Raw genomic sequence first — 16823 nt, 5'->3', positions numbered from 1 at the left:
GTGCTCTCATTCTAGTTTCAAGGAGAGCAGATCAAAAGGTCCACTGGACTAATTCTCTCTAAAAAATTCCGTCGTGGCTTTTTTAAATTGAACTAAGCCACTTATGCCACTGGGAAAACTATCTCATTCGTGATAATAAGTCAGTATTTTTCTCTTCTTGGGAGTATAATAGTATTAAGAATAATTGTGAGGTGCTCCCTATGTTTCACAAAGAAAGTCCTGATTACAATCGCAATCAAGTCGGCTTTTATAGCTTAGATGAGTTAGTCCCAGAAGACCATTTGCTTCGTCAAATTGATCACATCATAGATTTCTCTTTTATTTATGACCTAGTGAAAGATGGATATTGTCTTGATAATGGGCGTCCTAGTTTAGACCCAGTGCTATTGGTGAAACTTCCTCTTATCCAATGTCTGTTTGGCATCCGTTCCATGCGTCAAACCATTAAAGAGATTGAAGTCAATGTAGCTTACCGCTGGTTTCTTGGATTAACTTTGGAAGATAAGATACCCCATTTTACAACTTACGGTAAGAACTACAGCCGTCGTTTCCAAGATAAACAAGTGATTGAAGCCATATTTTCTCATATTTTAGGGTTATGCCTTAATGCTGAGCTGATTGATCCTAATGACATATTTGTGGACGGCACACACATCAAGGCAGCTGCCAACACTCACAAATATATCAATCAGAAAGTAGCGTCACAAGCTAACTTTATGAGTGACCAATTGGAGTTGGAAATTGCTAGAGACAGGGAGAAGCATGGAAAAAAAGTTGCTAGGGCTCGCCAAAGAAAAAGAGCCCACAAATAAGAAAGTATCTACGACTGATCCTGAGAGTGGTTGGTATCATAAGGGGGAACATAAAGATGTCTTTGCCTACACCAGTCAAGTGGCATGTGATAAGAATGGTTGGGTTTTAGCTTATACTGTAGATGCTGGAAATACCCATGATAGTCAAGCTTTTCCAGCACTTTGGAATAAGATAAAAGACTTCCATCCAGACTTTATTATCGCCGATTCAGGTTACAAGACGCCTAGTATTGCCAAGTTACTCTTGGATAATGAGGTAAGAAAGATAAGTTAAGACCAAATGTCTTTTGTTATGATGAGTATTATGATTCTTATCTTTGTCCTGAAAATCACGTCTTGTCCTATTCAACAACAAATCGATCTGGCTACCGAGAATATAAAAGTGACCCCAAAATTTGTGCTTCTTGCCCCCTCCTAGAAAAGTGTACTGAGAGTATCACTCACCAAAAAGTTATCATTCGACATATTTGGAAAGACTATCTGGAAATTTGTGAGGATATTCGGCATCAAAGTGGTATGAAAGAACTCTATAAGCTGCGTAAGCAGAGTATTGAGCGGCTTTTTGGAACGGCTAAAGAATACCACAACCTTTGTTATACGAGAGAAATTGGACTGTCCAAAATGAAAGCTAAGGTTGGACTGACTTTGGCCTGCCTAAATCTCAAAAAATTAGTTAAAATGATGGTGGGAAGGTCTTTTTATTTTGACTTAAAAAGCATTAGTTATCAGATTTTAGAGAAATTAAAGCTAAACAAGAAAAAACAAACTAGCAATTTCGCTAGTTTGTCTTCAATCTGTAAAACTTTTATTGACATATAACCTAAAAAGATACACTAATAACTATCAATAGTAGTCTAACTTGTTAGAATAAAAATTGAGAGAGGCATTATCCTTACAAATAACTTGCTATTAGTGAATTTTTTTGATAAACTATTATAGTCGTGTCTGCGGCAAATACTCATCTTGTACCAATTGTGATCCTGTTGCCTTCGGGTTGGATTGCAAGCTGAAGTATGAGAGAGGAAAAAACATTATAAAGGAGAAACTACTCATGGCAGTAATTTCAATGAAACAACTTCTTGAGGCTGGTGTTCACTTTGGTCACCAAACTCGTCGCTGGAACCCTAAGATGGCTAAATACATCTTTACAGAACGTAACGGCATCCACGTTATCGACCTACAACAAACTGTTAAGTTAGCTGACCAAGCTTACGAATTCGTTCGTGATGCAGCAGCAAACGACGCTGTTATCTTATTTGTTGGTACAAAAAAACAAGCTGCTGAAGCTGTTGCTGATGAAGCTGTTCGTGCTGGTCAATACTTCATCAACCACCGTTGGTTGGGTGGAACTCTTACAAACTGGGGTACTATCCAAAAACGTATCGCTCGTTTGAAAGAAATCAAACGTATGGAAGAAGAAGGAACTTTCGAAGTTCTTCCTAAAAAAGAAGTTGCACTTCTTAACAAACAACGCGCTCGTCTTGAAAAATTCCTAGGTGGTATCGAAGATATGCCTCGTATTCCAGACGTTATGTACGTTGTTGACCCACATAAAGAACAAATCGCTGTTAAAGAAGCTAAAAAACTTGGTATTCCTGTAGTAGCTATGGTTGATACAAACGCTGATCCAGATGATATCGATGTTATCATCCCAGCAAATGACGACGCTATCCGCGCTGTTAAATTGATCACTTCTAAATTAGCTGATGCTGTCATCGAAGGCCGTCAAGGTGAAGATGCAGGTGCTGAATTTGAAGGTGAAGCTAAAACAGATTCAATCGAAGAAATCGTTGAAGTTGTCGAAGGTGACAACGCCTAAGTTGCTAGTTAGAAACACTACTAGTCTTTGACAATTGATCAACTAAACGGGGCAGAAAGCAAACCGCTCTGTCTCGTTTTTTTAATTACTAATTTATTATATCTTATGGAGGATCCCACTAATGGCAGAAATCACAGCTAAACTTGTAAAAGAATTACGTGAAAAATCTGGTGCCGGCGTTATGGACGCTAAAAAAGCACTTGTTGAAACTGATGGAGACATGGACAAAGCAGTTGAGTTGCTTCGTGAAAAAGGTATGGCTAAGGCAGCTAAAAAAGCTGACCGTGTTGCTGCCGAAGGTTTAACAGGAGTTCATGTAAGTGGTAACGTGGCTGCAGTTATTGAAGTAAATGCTGAAACTGACTTCGTTGCTAAAAACGTACAATTTGTTGAATTGGTTAAAGAAACAGCTAAAGTTATTGCTGAAGGAAAACCTGCCAATAACGAAGAAGCTCTTGCACTAGTAATGCCTACTGGTGAAACTCTTGCCGCAGCATATGTTAACGCAACAGCTACTATCGGTGAAAAAATTTCTTTCCGTCGCTTCGCTCTACTTGAAAAAACTAATGAACAACATTTTGGTGCTTACCAACATAACGGTGGTCGCATCGGAGTTATCTCTGTTATTGAAGGTGGCGATGAAGCTCTTGCTAAACAAGTATCTATGCACATCGCTGCTATGAAACCTACTGTACTTTCATACACTGAACTTGACCCACAATTCATCAAAGATGAGTTAGCACAACTTAACCACGCTATCGAACTTGACAACGAATCACGTGCAATGGTTGACAAAGCTCCACTTCCATTCTTGAAATACGGATCTAAAGCACAACTTTCTGATCAAGTTATTGCAAAAGCTGAAGAAGATATCAAAGCAGAACTTGCTGCTGAAGGAAAACCAGAAAAAATCTGGGATAAAATCATTCCAGGTAAAATGGATCGTTTCATGCTTGACAACACTAAAGTGGACCAAGCTTACACACTTTTATCACAAGTTTACATCATGGACGACAGCAAAACAGTTGAAGCTTACTTAGAATCTGTAAATGCTAAAGCTGTTAAATTCGCTCGTTTCGAAGTTGGTGAAGGAATTGAGAAAAAATCTAACGACTTTGAATCAGAGGTAGCTGCAACTATGGCTGCCGCTTTAAACAACTAATAGTTTTAAAGGCACTATTGTGCCAAAACACAAAAAGACTAGGCTCTTACATTTCGTAGAGCTAGTCTTTTTTTATATCTCATAGCTGTGGTAGATGAGAACACCCCTTTACTAAAAATAGCCTATCTAAACTCAAATGCAGCTTGCATCAAGTCTTAGATAGACCATTAATTTAGGGGGACTTGTCTTACTTCACTTTTTTAGATTTCTCTTTCCTAAAGAAACTCAAACTTCCTATGCTTAGGAATAGGGCTCCAAGAGGGGTCAATGAAGTGCCCCGACTACCAGTTTCAGGTAAACTATTAGAAATTTGTTTATTGCCCAAATGATTATAGCTATTAGCTGATTTAAAAGCTTGAGGTGATGGTGTTAGTGGAGTTTTATTATCTGAAGGCTTAGTTGGTGTTGGTGGCGTTGGACTTACCGGTTCTTCTACTAAACGATAGATATAAGTCACCTCAGTTAGACCCTTACTGACTATACCTGTTTCCTTATCACCTGCTTTGATACTTACAAACTCGTAGTTGTGTCCATCTGCAGTTCTAATCTTCAGAGGTTTATGATCAATAGCCGTGTCATAAGCTGTTCCCTGATCAACTTGTTTTTCATCCACCTGATCAGCAGCTATAGACTTGCCATTTTGATCTACATAGTGTACAAGCACATCACCCTTAGGAACTTCTTTGATATAGAAACTACCAGGAGCTGAAAAAGCAGTATATTCAACAACCACATCATCACTATTCTCCTCGGTCTCACTTAAGTACTCACTTTCACTTTGAGACAAGGAGGTTGAGAAGTAAGTAGATTCACTAGAACTTAAGGAATCACTCAGGAGGATACTCTTACTAACCATCAAAGATTCACTAGTCAACTCACTATTTTCTACTGATTCACTTAAGAAGCTACTACGGCTAAAGGCAGCGAAAGCACTAAGGGATTGGCTGTCACTTTGTGAACTGTTGGTAGAGATACTGAGGCTTAAGGAGTCTGATTCACTACTTGATTCACTGTCACTTTGAGACTGACTAGCCAACAAGCTTTGACTCAAAGACATGGATTCACTAGCTTCTAGTGAAAGACTGGTAGAATCACTCAGACTTTCTGAGATTGAGCTTTGTTGACTTTGAGATTGACTAGCAGAGAGACTCATTTCCAATGAAGCAGATTGACTGATAGATGAACTTGCTAACATAGAGTCATTTTCTGAGAGGCTTAAACTATCAGAAAGCGAGCTACTTGTCGAAGCAGACTGACTTTCTGAAAGACTTGAACTTAGGGATTGTTCGTCACTCAATGAGTTACTATTACTTTGGGAGTCACTTATAGCAAGGCTTTGCTTAAGAGATTCTAACTCACTGTTAGCTTCGCTGGCACTTAGAGACTCACTTCCAGCCATACTTTGACTCAAAGAACTGGATTCACTTAGAGAGTCACTGGTAGAAGCTGATTCACTAGCCAAAAGACTAGCCTTATAAGAGTTGGATTCACTTAAAAATTCACTATTTTCTATAGATTGACTCGTTGATTGACTTTGGTCTAGAGAAATAGATTCACTAGTAAATTCACTAAGTCTTAGAGATTCACTGGCTAAGGTACTGTCATTAAAGGCTTTTAGCTCACTAGCTGATTCACTGCTACTAGCAGAGTTACTAAGTGATAAGGAAGCTTCCAATGAACGTGATTCACTGGTGAATTCACTTTGACTCATGGAAAGACTTGATGAAACCCGTTGACTTCGAGACTCTGAGAGACTTTGAGAATGACTGCTACTATTTAATTGACTTTGACTTTCTGACTGAGAAATACTATCCAGAGTTGACTTGGTAATGATATGCGATGCAATAGAGTCTGACTCACTTTCAGATAGGCTAGTTGACTTAAAGCTACTTAGTGAACGTGATTCACTTTCAGAGTCACTACTACTGGTTGACTGACTTAGGGAGTCACTCTTTAACAGTGAAGAAGACTCACTTAAGGATTCACTAGTACTTCCTGAGAGACTTTGAGAAGTCCTACTACTTATAGAAATAGACTCACTTAAGGATTCACTAGCACTTAGGGATTGGCTTCCCAACTTACTCAAACTCAATTGTCTAGAGTCACTAATTGATTCACTAGCACTCAAGGACTGGCTGGCAAACTTGCTAAGACTAAATGACAATGATTCACTAGCAGATTCACTTTTCTCTGTTGAAAGGCTCAGCGATTGACGTTGACTAAGAGAGCTAGAAGTACTAACGGACTCACTCAGTTCAGCTGATTGACTTTTTGACCAGCTATTGCTGAAGGATGCAGATTCACTCACTGACTCACTCTGAACTAAAGACTGACTAAGAAGTTTGCTGCTGCTAAAAGACTGTGAACTACTAGTAGAACGGCTTAAACTAGTGGATTGACTAGCGGCAATGCTCTGACTGGTATGAATAGACTGACTAAGAGACTGGCTCTTCTTTTGAGATAGGCTCAAAGATTGACTAGAGCTAAGTGAGACTGACTGACTAGCTGACTGACTGCCACTCGTTGACTGACTTAAAAGGATACTCCTAGACTGGCTTTGACTGGTTGAAAGGCGTTGAGAAGTCCGTTGACTTAGCGAAGAAGATTCACTAAGAGACTCACTACTACTTAGAGAAAGACTAGCAGAAGTTCTAGTACTTAAAGAGAGTGATTCACTTACTTGCTCACTTCGACTATGAGACAAACTTTGTGAAGTACTTTGACTGGACGAAGTGGATTGACTTGTCGCTAAACTCTTTGAAGATGAAGCCGACAAGGATTGTGAGCTGTTTTCAGAAGCAAGAAGGCTAGCCGATTCAGATGTACTTGCTGATTGACTGTTTAAACGGGACTGACTTAAAGAATTAGAAAGCGCAACTGCCTTTGACTGGCTAATGGATTCAGAAGCACTCTCACTAAGACTAAATAACTTGTCTTCTGCACTGGCATCTGTTGATGAATAAAGCACGCCATAGGTCGCATCATATAGAGCACCTGAATTTCTATGATTACTCAATAAAGATCTTAAAGCTACACCACCCTGGTCTTCTTCTACTAGAGGTGTTGTTAAGACAACAACATAATTTTCTGATGGTAATATATCTGCATAAGGAAATTGTATGGAAAGACCGTTGTTAGCCCATACACCACTTTGAGCATCAAAATAATAATTTTGAGTAATACGAACATTAGTGGCTTCAGGATAGATAGAATAGTCTTCTTTCATTCCTCCAGTCATTGCAGAAGCAGGAACCTTATAAACTTTAACTGTAATATGGTTACTATCTAAGGGAACATTACTACTACTTTCAGGAACATTAAAAATATCCAGATAAATACCTCCTGAGTTATAAATAGTTTTACCAAGAGGGTTGACTTGTGTCACATAACGAACGGTTTTAGCCATACCATCAATATTAGTAATTCTAGAGATAACATTATAAGTATTTGGAGTATTGATGGCCGGTTCATGATAATCAACTGCAGCTGTTTGTGTTACTGAATGAGTTCCTAATGAAACCTTTAAGGTTACATTACTTGTAGGTTTTGGAACGGTCAATTCATCCACAAATAAAGATAAATTACCTGAGGCTACAATGTTCTGTAATTGAGCAACTTCAGATGTAAAAGTATATTTTATGATCCTATTTGTCTCATCATAGCTACCTTTAGCAATAATCTTATTATCATAGACAATATCGGGTATCTCTGTTTGATTGGCAAGCCCATGAGGATTTAAGGTATTGGATAACTGTAAATTGAAGTAATCACCACTACTAGCAGTACCTATAGAAAAGCTAAAATTAAAGCGTGGCTCTTCTCCTTTATCCAAATTATAAGAGCTTCTAATATTATCAAAACTTAATTGAACATTCTGCAAACTATTAGAAATATCTTTAGGAAGAACTGTTGCTGCTCTAATGACAGGAGTAGCCATACGTAAAGTTCTGGGTTTGATAGCTGTATCGGTGGGGTTAACCTGATTGGTAGAGCTATTACTTTGATTGATAGCAGCAGATTCTGAAGCAGAAATAGAGCTTGAAGCCATCAATTGTAAGGATTGATTTGAGCTTTGTGACTGAGAAAGCAGCTGCGACTGTGTTGTACTTAAGACATGACTGCTAGTGTCGGAATTTGATGTAGACTGACTGCTACTCATTGAGCGATCACTAGTGGATAAGATAGCTACTGAATCTCCTAGCGCCAAGGGAGCTTCTGTTGCTGATGTCTCAACAGCAGTCATGGTTTTCATATCCTCAGCTTTAACAGTAGTTGTTAAAAGAGCTCCCCCAGAAATGGCACCTAGCGTTAATATCCCCTTTAAATAACTAGTATGTGACCATAAATCTGAGTCTTCTTGATCCACCTCAGATTCTTTCATACTATGACTTGATAGGCTAGGACCTTTCCCTATATACAAAAAACTGAACTGAGACATAACTGTTCTCACCCAGTTTTTGCCAGATTTGTGCATCTTGACCTTGCTCTTTGAATCTAAAACTCTCACTTTTTCCCTCTTTGTTTTCCCATAAACAACAATCATTAAATTTACCACCATTTTAACGCAAACAGAATTAAAATACAAGATTTTAACTTAAAAGTTGTTAAAATTTTTTCTTTTTAGAATTTTCTGGAAAATTAGAGTGCAAAAAAACTAAAAAAGGACCCAGTTCTTTCAACTAGTCTCAGAGGGCAGGTAAGTCTCTTCATCATCACTTTTTAGGACACTTTTTCTCGAAAAACCTTACTATATCTTGTTTTTTTCTTTAAATACCATTCAAGACCTTGGGGATACCTTTTAAGATTTCTCTAAAAATAAGCATCCAAAAGCGTTGACAAATAGTCTTTTCTTTAATTGTCCTGAAATCAAACAATAGTCCTAAAATTGCAAAACCGCAGGAAAAGTCTTGATTCCATGCGGTTTTTGAAATTTTAATTTTAGAAGTTCTTTTCGTCAAGTTAAGACCAAATCAGTTAAGCTTCTTTTCGTCTTACCAGATAATAATACGATTTTCTGGTGCACGCCACATAAAGTCGGCTTCACTGATACCAAATTCTTCATGGAATTCAGCAAAGTTTGTTAGTGTAACATTTGTACGCCATTCTCCCGGAGCATGAACATCAATATTAGCCATCATTTGCATGAATTCCTCACGCGCCTTCATGCGCCAAATGGTTGCAAAATTGATAAAGAAATCCCGTGCTGAAAAACCAGCTTCCTTTTTAGCTGCTTCAAGGGCACAGGCAACACCACCAAGGTCAGCAACATTTTCTGAAACTGTCAATTTACCATTAACCTTAGCACCATAAGAATCTAAACCATCAAACTGCTCTACAACCTTATCTGTACGTTCTTTAAAGGCTGCATAGTCATCTTCTGTCCACCAATCGTTCAAGCTTCCATGTTCATCAAATGATGCCCCATTAGTATCAAAGGCATGAGAAACCTCATGGGCAATAACAGCCCCAATACCGCCATAGTTGGCAGAAGAACTTTGCTCAAGTGAATAAAATGGTGCTTGCAAGATAGCAGCTGGGAAGACGATTTGATTTTGTTGGGGATCATAGTAGGCATTGACCATATGAGCAGGCATATGCCATTCACTACGATCAACTGCTTTATTCCACTTGCTCCAACCGTGGGCAATTGAAATTTTAGCCAAGTTTTGAGCATTCTCAACCAAGGAAAGATCAGGATCAATAATTTTCTTTTCATAGGTTTCTGGCAATTTCTCAGGATAGCCAATATGCGGCGTAATCACATTGAGTTTGACAATGGCTTTTTCGCGTGTAGCTGGCGCTAACCAATCTGCAGTCTCTAGTCTAGACTTGTAAACATCAATCATCTTAGCTACTTTGTCTTCCACATCTGCCTTAGCTTCTGGAGAGAATTTTTGACCAGCATACCAAAGTCCAAGGGCTTGGTTAAAAGGACCTTGTGCTAGATAAAAGGCTGCTTTTTTCTTGTCCATGGCTTGTGGTGTCCCTGAAAGTGCACGTCCATAAGCTCCTGATTTCACACGAATCTCATCTGTCAAATAAGGATTGTAAGCATTGGCCGCATCTAAGATTAAGTTAGCTTTCAAGAGTTCCCACTTGTCTTCTGAATAGTAGGTAGCTGCAAAATCTTTCCAGAAGCGTTCTTCAGGAACAATGACCTTATCTGGAATTTGACCTAAGATGGTTTTAAAAATGGCATCCAAAGGTAATTCTGGTGCGAACTTGGTGAATTCCTCCCAAGTGTATGGATGATATAGCTTCACGTATTCAGAAGCTTCTTCACGAGATAAGGCATATTGTGCAACTTTCTTATCAAGTTGGATGACCTTATCCAAAAGATCTTTGATTTCCTCAGCTGAAAATCCAAAGTGAGGGAGCAAGTCTTCTTGTGATTGACGCCATATGGCTAAGAGCTCCTGACCTTTGTCATTGCCTTCTTCATAATAAGTTGTATCTGGTAAAATCATGCCAGGTGCTTCTGCCCATAAGACATTTAATTGAGCATTCATAAAGTCTGGTGACACGCCAAAAGGAAAGGCATTAGGTTTACCAGCCAGCTCGTATTCAGCTATCTTGGACGCAAAGTCTGAAAAAGAGTTCAAGTTCTTATATTCTTCAATCAAAGGTAATACTGGCGCCACGCCAACTTCTTCACGTCTGTCATAATCAGTCGTCATTTGATGGAACTTAATAAAATTACCTAAGATAGCATCTTGAGGTTGATCTTTTCCAGCTAACCATTTATCCGTTGTTTCCAACATGAGCTCTTCAATCTCATCGGCCAAGTCTGAAAAACCACCCGTTCTTGGCTTATCATCTGGTATAACAGCTGTCTTGGCCCACTCTCCATTAACAGCCTCATAAAAATTATCCTTATAATCGACCATTTTTTCTCCTTAAATCTTTTTATTTCTTTTGAACAAGGTTCATTTTTATAATCTCTTATATTGTACCAAAAAATGACGACTTATGCACTAGGCTCTTGATATGACTTGCTTTTTACCAAATGAGACAAAAAAATTCCCTAGAAAATAATCTAGGGAATAACTGCCTTACAGTTGACATAAGTCTTTAGCTTCACGAACAATGTCTTTGAGACTAAGATGATAGGTATCTAACAAGTAATCATTCTTTCCAACCTGACCAAAACTTTCTTTAATACCCATTCTTTTAACCACAGTATCCTTTTCAGCTGATAAAAGCTCACATATGGCTGAACCAATACCCCCAATTTGATTATGGTTTTCCACTGTTAGAATTTTTTTACCTCTTAGCTGCTCCGCCAAATCTTCAGGAAGTGGCTTGACCCTAAAGAGGTCAATAACCTGGACAGAATAACCCTCTTTTAACAAGTGTTCTGCTGCTTCTAAAGCACTTGACACCATGATCCCTGAACTTAGGATAGTTAGGTGTTTTCCTTCTTTAAGGATCCGATAACCAGCTGAAAAATCTTCTCCACCTTGATAAATTGGCTTAGGCGTCTTACGGATTGTACGGATATATTTCAGACCATCCACTTCCAAAGTTTCTTCTAAAATTGCCTGAAATTGAATGTCATCACTGACTTCAAAGACCGTTGACTTAGGAATCAGCCTTATTAAACCAAGTTCTTCAAAGGGCATATGGGTTCCGCCATTCATTTCTGCACTAACCCCTGCATCTGAGCCAATAATAGTTGCATCTAACTGAGCATAGGCCAAGGAAATAAATAACTGATCAAAAACACGTCTGGAAGCAAAAGGTCCAAAGGTATGAAGATAAGGTCGATAGCCCTTGACTGAAAGACCAGCAGCTAAACAGACCATCTCAGCTTCCATGATTCCTAAGTTTACATAACGTTTTCCAAGCTTTTCTGCTAACTTATTAGTTGCCATTGAGCTTGATAAATCAGCTTCTAGAACAGTTATTTCTGGATGGCTTTGGCTAGCCTCTTCTAGGAAATCACGATAAACATGACGCATTTCTTTTACCTGTCTAGTCATCTGCTCACCTCCATTTCTTCTTTTAAAACCTTAGCAGCATTTTCCAAGACTTCCAGTTGAGCTTGATCCGGTCTTAAATGGTGGTTAGAATCCATTTTTTCAATGGCCTCTACTCCCTGACCCTTAATGGTATCTAATAGGATACATTTTGGTCTCTTACTATCTGAAGCTTTCAAAGATACAATAACATCATAGATTGCTGCAATATCCCCTCCATCTACAGTGACGGCTTCAAAACCAAAGGCTTCAAATTTAGCCTCTAGATCTCCAGTTTGACAAATCTCAGCAGTCAAACCATCTAATTGTTTTTTATTATTATCAACAAAAACAAAGAGATTAGCTAGGTCTTGATGGGCTGCAAATTGAAAGGCTTCCCAACACTGGCCTTCATTTAACTCCCCATCTCCTACAATGGCATAGGTATAATGACTAGAATCTTCTATTTTTTGAGCGTAGGCTATACCTGTCGCTACACTAACCCCTTGACCAAGCGATCCAGTTGTCATATCAATACCTGGGGTCAGATTGCGGTCAGGATGTGAGGGAAGTCTTGTCCCATTAGTATTTAAGGAATGTAGAAACTCTTCATCAAAGAACCCCTTCAAATAAAGGGTGCTATACAAAGCCGGACCGGCATGACCTTTTGACAGAACAAAATAATCACGATCTTTTTCTGCAAAAAGCTCTGGAGTCATAGGCATGACCTTTCCATAAAGAACTGCCAAAACTTCTACTATAGATAAGCTGCCTCCATAATGGCCAAAACCTAAGTTATTTAGAGTTTCTAAAGTATTGATTCTGATTTCCAAAGCTAATTCTTTCAGCTCTGCTAAACTTCTTTCACTTAAAGTCATGACCTAAGCCTCCTTTTTTGATTTCCCGACAAATGAAAGGCCAAAAAGAAGTGCCAAAATAAGAAGAATTCCAAGAGCAATAACTGTCGTACCGCCCATCTTATTAAGGAATCCTAAGATGATTCCTGATAAACCAAAGTCAGCATCTGAGAAGGTAGATCCTTCAAAACCAAGACCACCTAACACAGGCATTAAGAAGACTGGCAAGAAACTAATCAGTACACCTTGTAAGAAGGCACCCACAGTTGCCCCACGGACTCCCCCAGCAGCATTCCCAATAACACCTGCTGTGGCACCACAGAAAAAGTGAGGCACAACACCTGGTAAAATAACAGTTGTACCAGACATGATCATGATAGCCATACTCACTAGCCCACCAGCAAAACTAGAAATAAAACCAATCAATACAGCATTTGGTGCATAAGGGTAAACAATTGGACAATCTAAGGCAGGTTTTGAATTTGGAACCAACTTCTCTGAAATACCCTTGAAGGCCGGAACAATTTCACCTAAAATCAAGCGAACACCAGCTAAGATCACAAAGACACCAGCAGCAAACTGGCCAGCTAATTGTAGGGCATAGACAAGACCATGGGTTCCATTACTTAATTCCTTAGCAATCCAAGCTGGCCCAGCAAAGACAGCAACTATTAAGTAGATGATCGTCATTGAAAGAGTAATACTTACTGTACTATCACGTAAGAAGGAGAGACTCTTAGGAAATTTAATATCTTCTGTTGATTTAGCTTTATCACCAATTAAACTCCCAACAGTACCACTTAACCAGTAACCAAGAGAGCTAAAATGCCCCAGAGCAACTTTGTCATTACCAGTTAATTGAATCATAAATTTCTGAACAAAGGCTGGTGAAACACTCATGATAATGCCTAAAGCAAGGCCTCCAAAAATAATAAGAGGAGCTGATTTAAAACCAGACACAGACATGATAACAGCAATCATACAAGCCATATAAAGGGTATGGTGACCTGTTAAGAAAATGTATTTAAACTTGGTAAAGCGGGCAATGAGAATGTTGAAAATCATACCTGCAAACATAATCAGAGCTGTAGCTGAACCATATTTTGTCAAGGCAACAGCCACAATAGCCTCATTGTTTGGCACGACACCTGACAAGTGGAAGGCGTGCTCAAACATGGTTCCAAAAGGAGTTAAAGAACTTTGTACAATACCAGCTCCGCCTGATACCACAAGAAAACCAACAAAGGTTTTAATACCACCTTTAACAATATCTGGGGTCGCTTTCTTTTGAAGAAGTAAACCAATAATAGCAATTAAAGCAACCAGTATAGCTGGTGTGCTGGCTATATCAACTAAGAATTTCATTTCTTTTTCCTCCTAAATGAGCCCTTTTTCCTGACAGATAGTAGTCACAAGCTCTCTTAGTTCATCCATATCAATGATACTATTGAGAATACGAACATCTCCTAAATGACCAGCTGAATCTTCTAAGTCACGGCCAACAATCCATACATCTGCCGCAGAAGGATCTGCTCCACCTAAGTCATAGTGCTCAACTTCGACCTCAGTCACACCCAAATCTTGTAAAATCGCTTCAATATTCATCTGAACCATAAAGCTTGAGCCTAAACCTGAACCACAGGCTGTACCAATTCTTAACATATTATTATGCCTCCTCTTTAATGATTTCTTTAATATCCTCATAGGAACGAGAATCCAACAAGGCTTGAACCTGCTTTTTATCTCGTAAAATAGTAGTCAAATGAGACAAGGCTTTCAGATGCGTCTCATTGTCAATGGCTGCTATACAAATAAGAAGAAAAATCTCTTGTTTGGGATCATCAAGTAAATAAATCGGCTTTTCCAAAACAAGCATGGACATGCCAACTGCATTGACGCCATCTTCCGGTCTAGCATGGGGAATAGCAATCCCCTTTCCTAAATTAATGAAGGGACCAAATTCCTCCACCTTTGCAATCATGGCCTCTGGGTAAGTTTCCTTGATTTGGCCACTTTCTAATAAGGGCTGAGCCGCTTGACGAATGGCATCCTTCCACCCCAAGGTCTCAGAACTTACCTGATAGGTTTGTTCCGTTATAAGTTCATCTAACACTGGTCGTAAATCCTTTCTTTTTAACTCATGTCTTAATAATTTTCTTAAGGCAAAGCGTAATTCCTCTTCCTGATTAACAGTTGCATACTGGCCAATCGTTGACATTAACTGCTCAGTTTCTAAATCTTGGCCAATATCTGGAAAGTCCTGACCAACTAATGTGACAAGCTGATAAGATTGCTCCTCAGTCATAATCATCGGTACCAAATAACTGGGCTTTTCAGAGGCTATTTCAATGGTTGAGAATATCAGATCATAGCAGCTAGGATCCATCTTTGCTAGCTGATCAACCCTAGAGATTCCCTGAAAGGCTATTTTAGGAAACAATACTTTGAGGTTTTCCTTGACAATCAAAGAAGAGCTAACCCCGTTTGGACAGATAATCACAGCCTTAAAAGCCTTCTTCTGTTTAGGTTTTCCCTTGTTCAAATAACCACCAAAGTGAAGTACAAAATAAGAAATCTCACTATCTGCTATCTCAATGCCTAAGTCCTCAGCCAAGGGCTGCAAAGATTGTCTAACAAGATCAAAGAGCTCTGGGTATTTTTCCTTGATGTGCTGGGTATATTCATTGGCATTAGGCAAGCCATATCTCATCCGATAATAAGCAGGAATTAAATGGCGTTTTAAGTCTGACGTCAGCTGATCCATCTGCTTGAAATTCAAAATCGAAATATCCTGCATCTTACTAACAATACTGATCGTTAAGTCTTGAAAATAATCGTCATCAATCTGACCTTCTCCTTCAAAGGAAGCAGCCAATAAAAGGGAGAAATAGGCAGCATCATTTTTAGACACTATCTGAGCAGCTCCCAGCTGCCCATTCACATTAGCTACTAAGACTTTAGTCAACTCTCCTAATTGCTCAGAAACGGGAATAGCCTGGCAGCTAACATGATCCTTAACCCTTTGATAGCGACAAAGAATAAATATAAGCCCATACAAACATTCTTGCAAACGATCAAGTATGGGTGACATATTAAATGTTTGATAAAAATCCCTTACCTTTTGTTCCAACTGTTCATAAGACAGAGGATAGGACCATTCTGCTAAAACATAATCCAAAGCCCACAGGCCTACTGAAGACTTCAAAAGAGTACTAATGGTTGCAAAGGCCATTTGGTGCTTATGGAGCTCCTCACCGACCAAAGTGTAACCAACTGATCTGGTATAGCGAAGTTCCAAGTGAAATTCCGACATTTTTCTTCTCAAGGCCTTGATATCTGCAAGCGTTGTGTTCTTGCTGACCTTTAAAAAGTCCTGGTAATGATTATTGGAGACAAATTCTCTCCGGCAAAAAGTATAAAGGTAAATGAGGTTGATACGTTCACTCTGTGGAAGATAAACTTGACCTTCATTTAAAAGAGCAAAGATGCTCTCAGCATTATCTTTTACCTGAACAGGAATGGAATACCTGTTTTCAGAATAGATCAGTTTAGGGTAATCATTAGCCTGTAAAAAGTCATTAAGGGATTGAATTTCATCCTTAATTTCTTTAATAGAAAACTTGGTTTTAACTGTCAACTCATAAAGAGTTAAATCCTGATTAGTCATTAAGGTCACTAAAATAACTACTGCTTTACTGTCAACCATTACTTAACCTTTCTGTATTCATTCTATCGAAAACGGTTACATTTAACTAGACCTAATTGAGCCCAATCTCAAAAAGCAAAAAAACAGCTAGCCTTGTGCTCAATTGTCATCTGACCAGCCACCATCTTATTATGACAAAAAACCCAAAAGCCCTCAACTTAAGGCTTCTAATGACATCCCTAGTAGCTGAAATAAAGTTACTGTTAGCCACTCTCATAAGGAGGCAACTTCTTTAAAGGCTCTACTTTCTTCACTAATCCCCTTGCCTATCCTAAGATTTCTTGGGAAATAGCAAACTAAAAAGTGATGATCAAAAAATCATCACTTCAGTTTGAAGAAAAAGTCATTTTTTGCTAGCTTCCTTAGGTGTTGTCGGACAGGTTAAACATTCAGAGGAGTGACTGTTTAAGAAAACCAAAGAATTCCATAGCTAACTTTCGAGCCTAAGGTCTGGAAAGTTCCCAGTGTCTAAAATGTTGATATTAAAGGCATTTTAGACACTTTCAGTA

At 38.8% G+C, this 16823-nt stretch carries 9 protein-coding genes and 1 pseudogene; 3 read left to right on the top strand and 7 right to left on the bottom strand.

The window, feature by feature from the left end; genetic code table 11:
- The first annotated feature begins 200 nt into the window (after positions 1-200).
- The 3 genes and pseudogenes from HBN42_RS04455 (at position 201) to tsf (ending at position 3793) form a co-directional block, all read left to right on the top strand.
- A pseudogene (locus HBN42_RS04455) lies at positions 201-1662 on the top strand (IS1182 family transposase).
- 201 nt (positions 1663-1863) lie between these two features.
- Positions 1864-2631 (top strand): 30S ribosomal protein S2, encoded by a 768-nt coding sequence (gene rpsB, locus HBN42_RS04450; protein ID WP_165993871.1) that lies wholly within the window; start codon positions 1864-1866, stop codon positions 2629-2631.
- Positions 2632-2752: 121 nt separating this feature from the next.
- Positions 2753-3793 (top strand): translation elongation factor Ts, encoded by a 1041-nt coding sequence (tsf, locus tag HBN42_RS04445; RefSeq protein WP_165993870.1) that lies wholly within the window; start codon positions 2753-2755, stop codon positions 3791-3793.
- A 187-nt stretch (positions 3794-3980) separates the two neighbouring features.
- On the opposite strand, the gene HBN42_RS04440 is transcribed toward tsf, so the two are convergent.
- From HBN42_RS04440 to HBN42_RS04410, 7 genes are all read right to left on the bottom strand, one after another.
- Positions 3981-8300 (bottom strand): Ig-like domain-containing protein, encoded by a 4320-nt coding sequence (locus HBN42_RS04440; protein ID WP_165993869.1) that lies wholly within the window; start codon positions 8298-8300, stop codon positions 3981-3983.
- A 484-nt stretch (positions 8301-8784) separates the two neighbouring features.
- Positions 8785-10680 (bottom strand): M13 family metallopeptidase, encoded by a 1896-nt coding sequence (locus HBN42_RS04435; RefSeq protein WP_165993868.1) that lies wholly within the window; start codon positions 10678-10680, stop codon positions 8785-8787.
- A 165-nt stretch (positions 10681-10845) separates the two neighbouring features.
- Entirely contained in the window at positions 10846-11775 is a 930-nt protein-coding gene (locus HBN42_RS04430; RefSeq protein ID WP_165993867.1) for a transketolase family protein, read from the bottom strand.
- Complete coding sequence (locus HBN42_RS04425; protein WP_165993866.1) at positions 11772-12629, bottom strand: transketolase; 858 nt, start codon at positions 12627-12629, stop codon at positions 11772-11774. The genes HBN42_RS04430 and HBN42_RS04425 overlap by 4 nt, the downstream gene beginning before the upstream one ends.
- A gap of 3 nt (positions 12630-12632) precedes the next feature.
- A complete protein-coding gene (locus HBN42_RS04420) occupies positions 12633-13973 on the bottom strand; it encodes a PTS ascorbate transporter subunit IIC (protein ID WP_165993865.1) in 1341 nt (446 codons plus the stop codon).
- Positions 13974-13985: 12 nt separating this feature from the next.
- Entirely contained in the window at positions 13986-14270 is a 285-nt protein-coding gene (locus HBN42_RS04415) for a PTS sugar transporter subunit IIB (protein ID WP_165993864.1), read from the bottom strand.
- 4 nt (positions 14271-14274) lie between these two features.
- Entirely contained in the window at positions 14275-16314 is a 2040-nt protein-coding gene (locus HBN42_RS04410; protein ID WP_165993863.1) for a BglG family transcription antiterminator, read from the bottom strand.
- Positions 16315-16823 lie beyond the last annotated feature (509 nt).

It is taken from the genome of Streptococcus catagoni (assembly GCF_011421425.1).
Classification (GTDB): domain Bacteria; phylum Bacillota; class Bacilli; order Lactobacillales; family Streptococcaceae; genus Streptococcus; species Streptococcus catagoni.
Note: the sequence above shows the minus strand (reverse complement) of the source record. Positions and strands in the feature narration are given on the sequence as shown.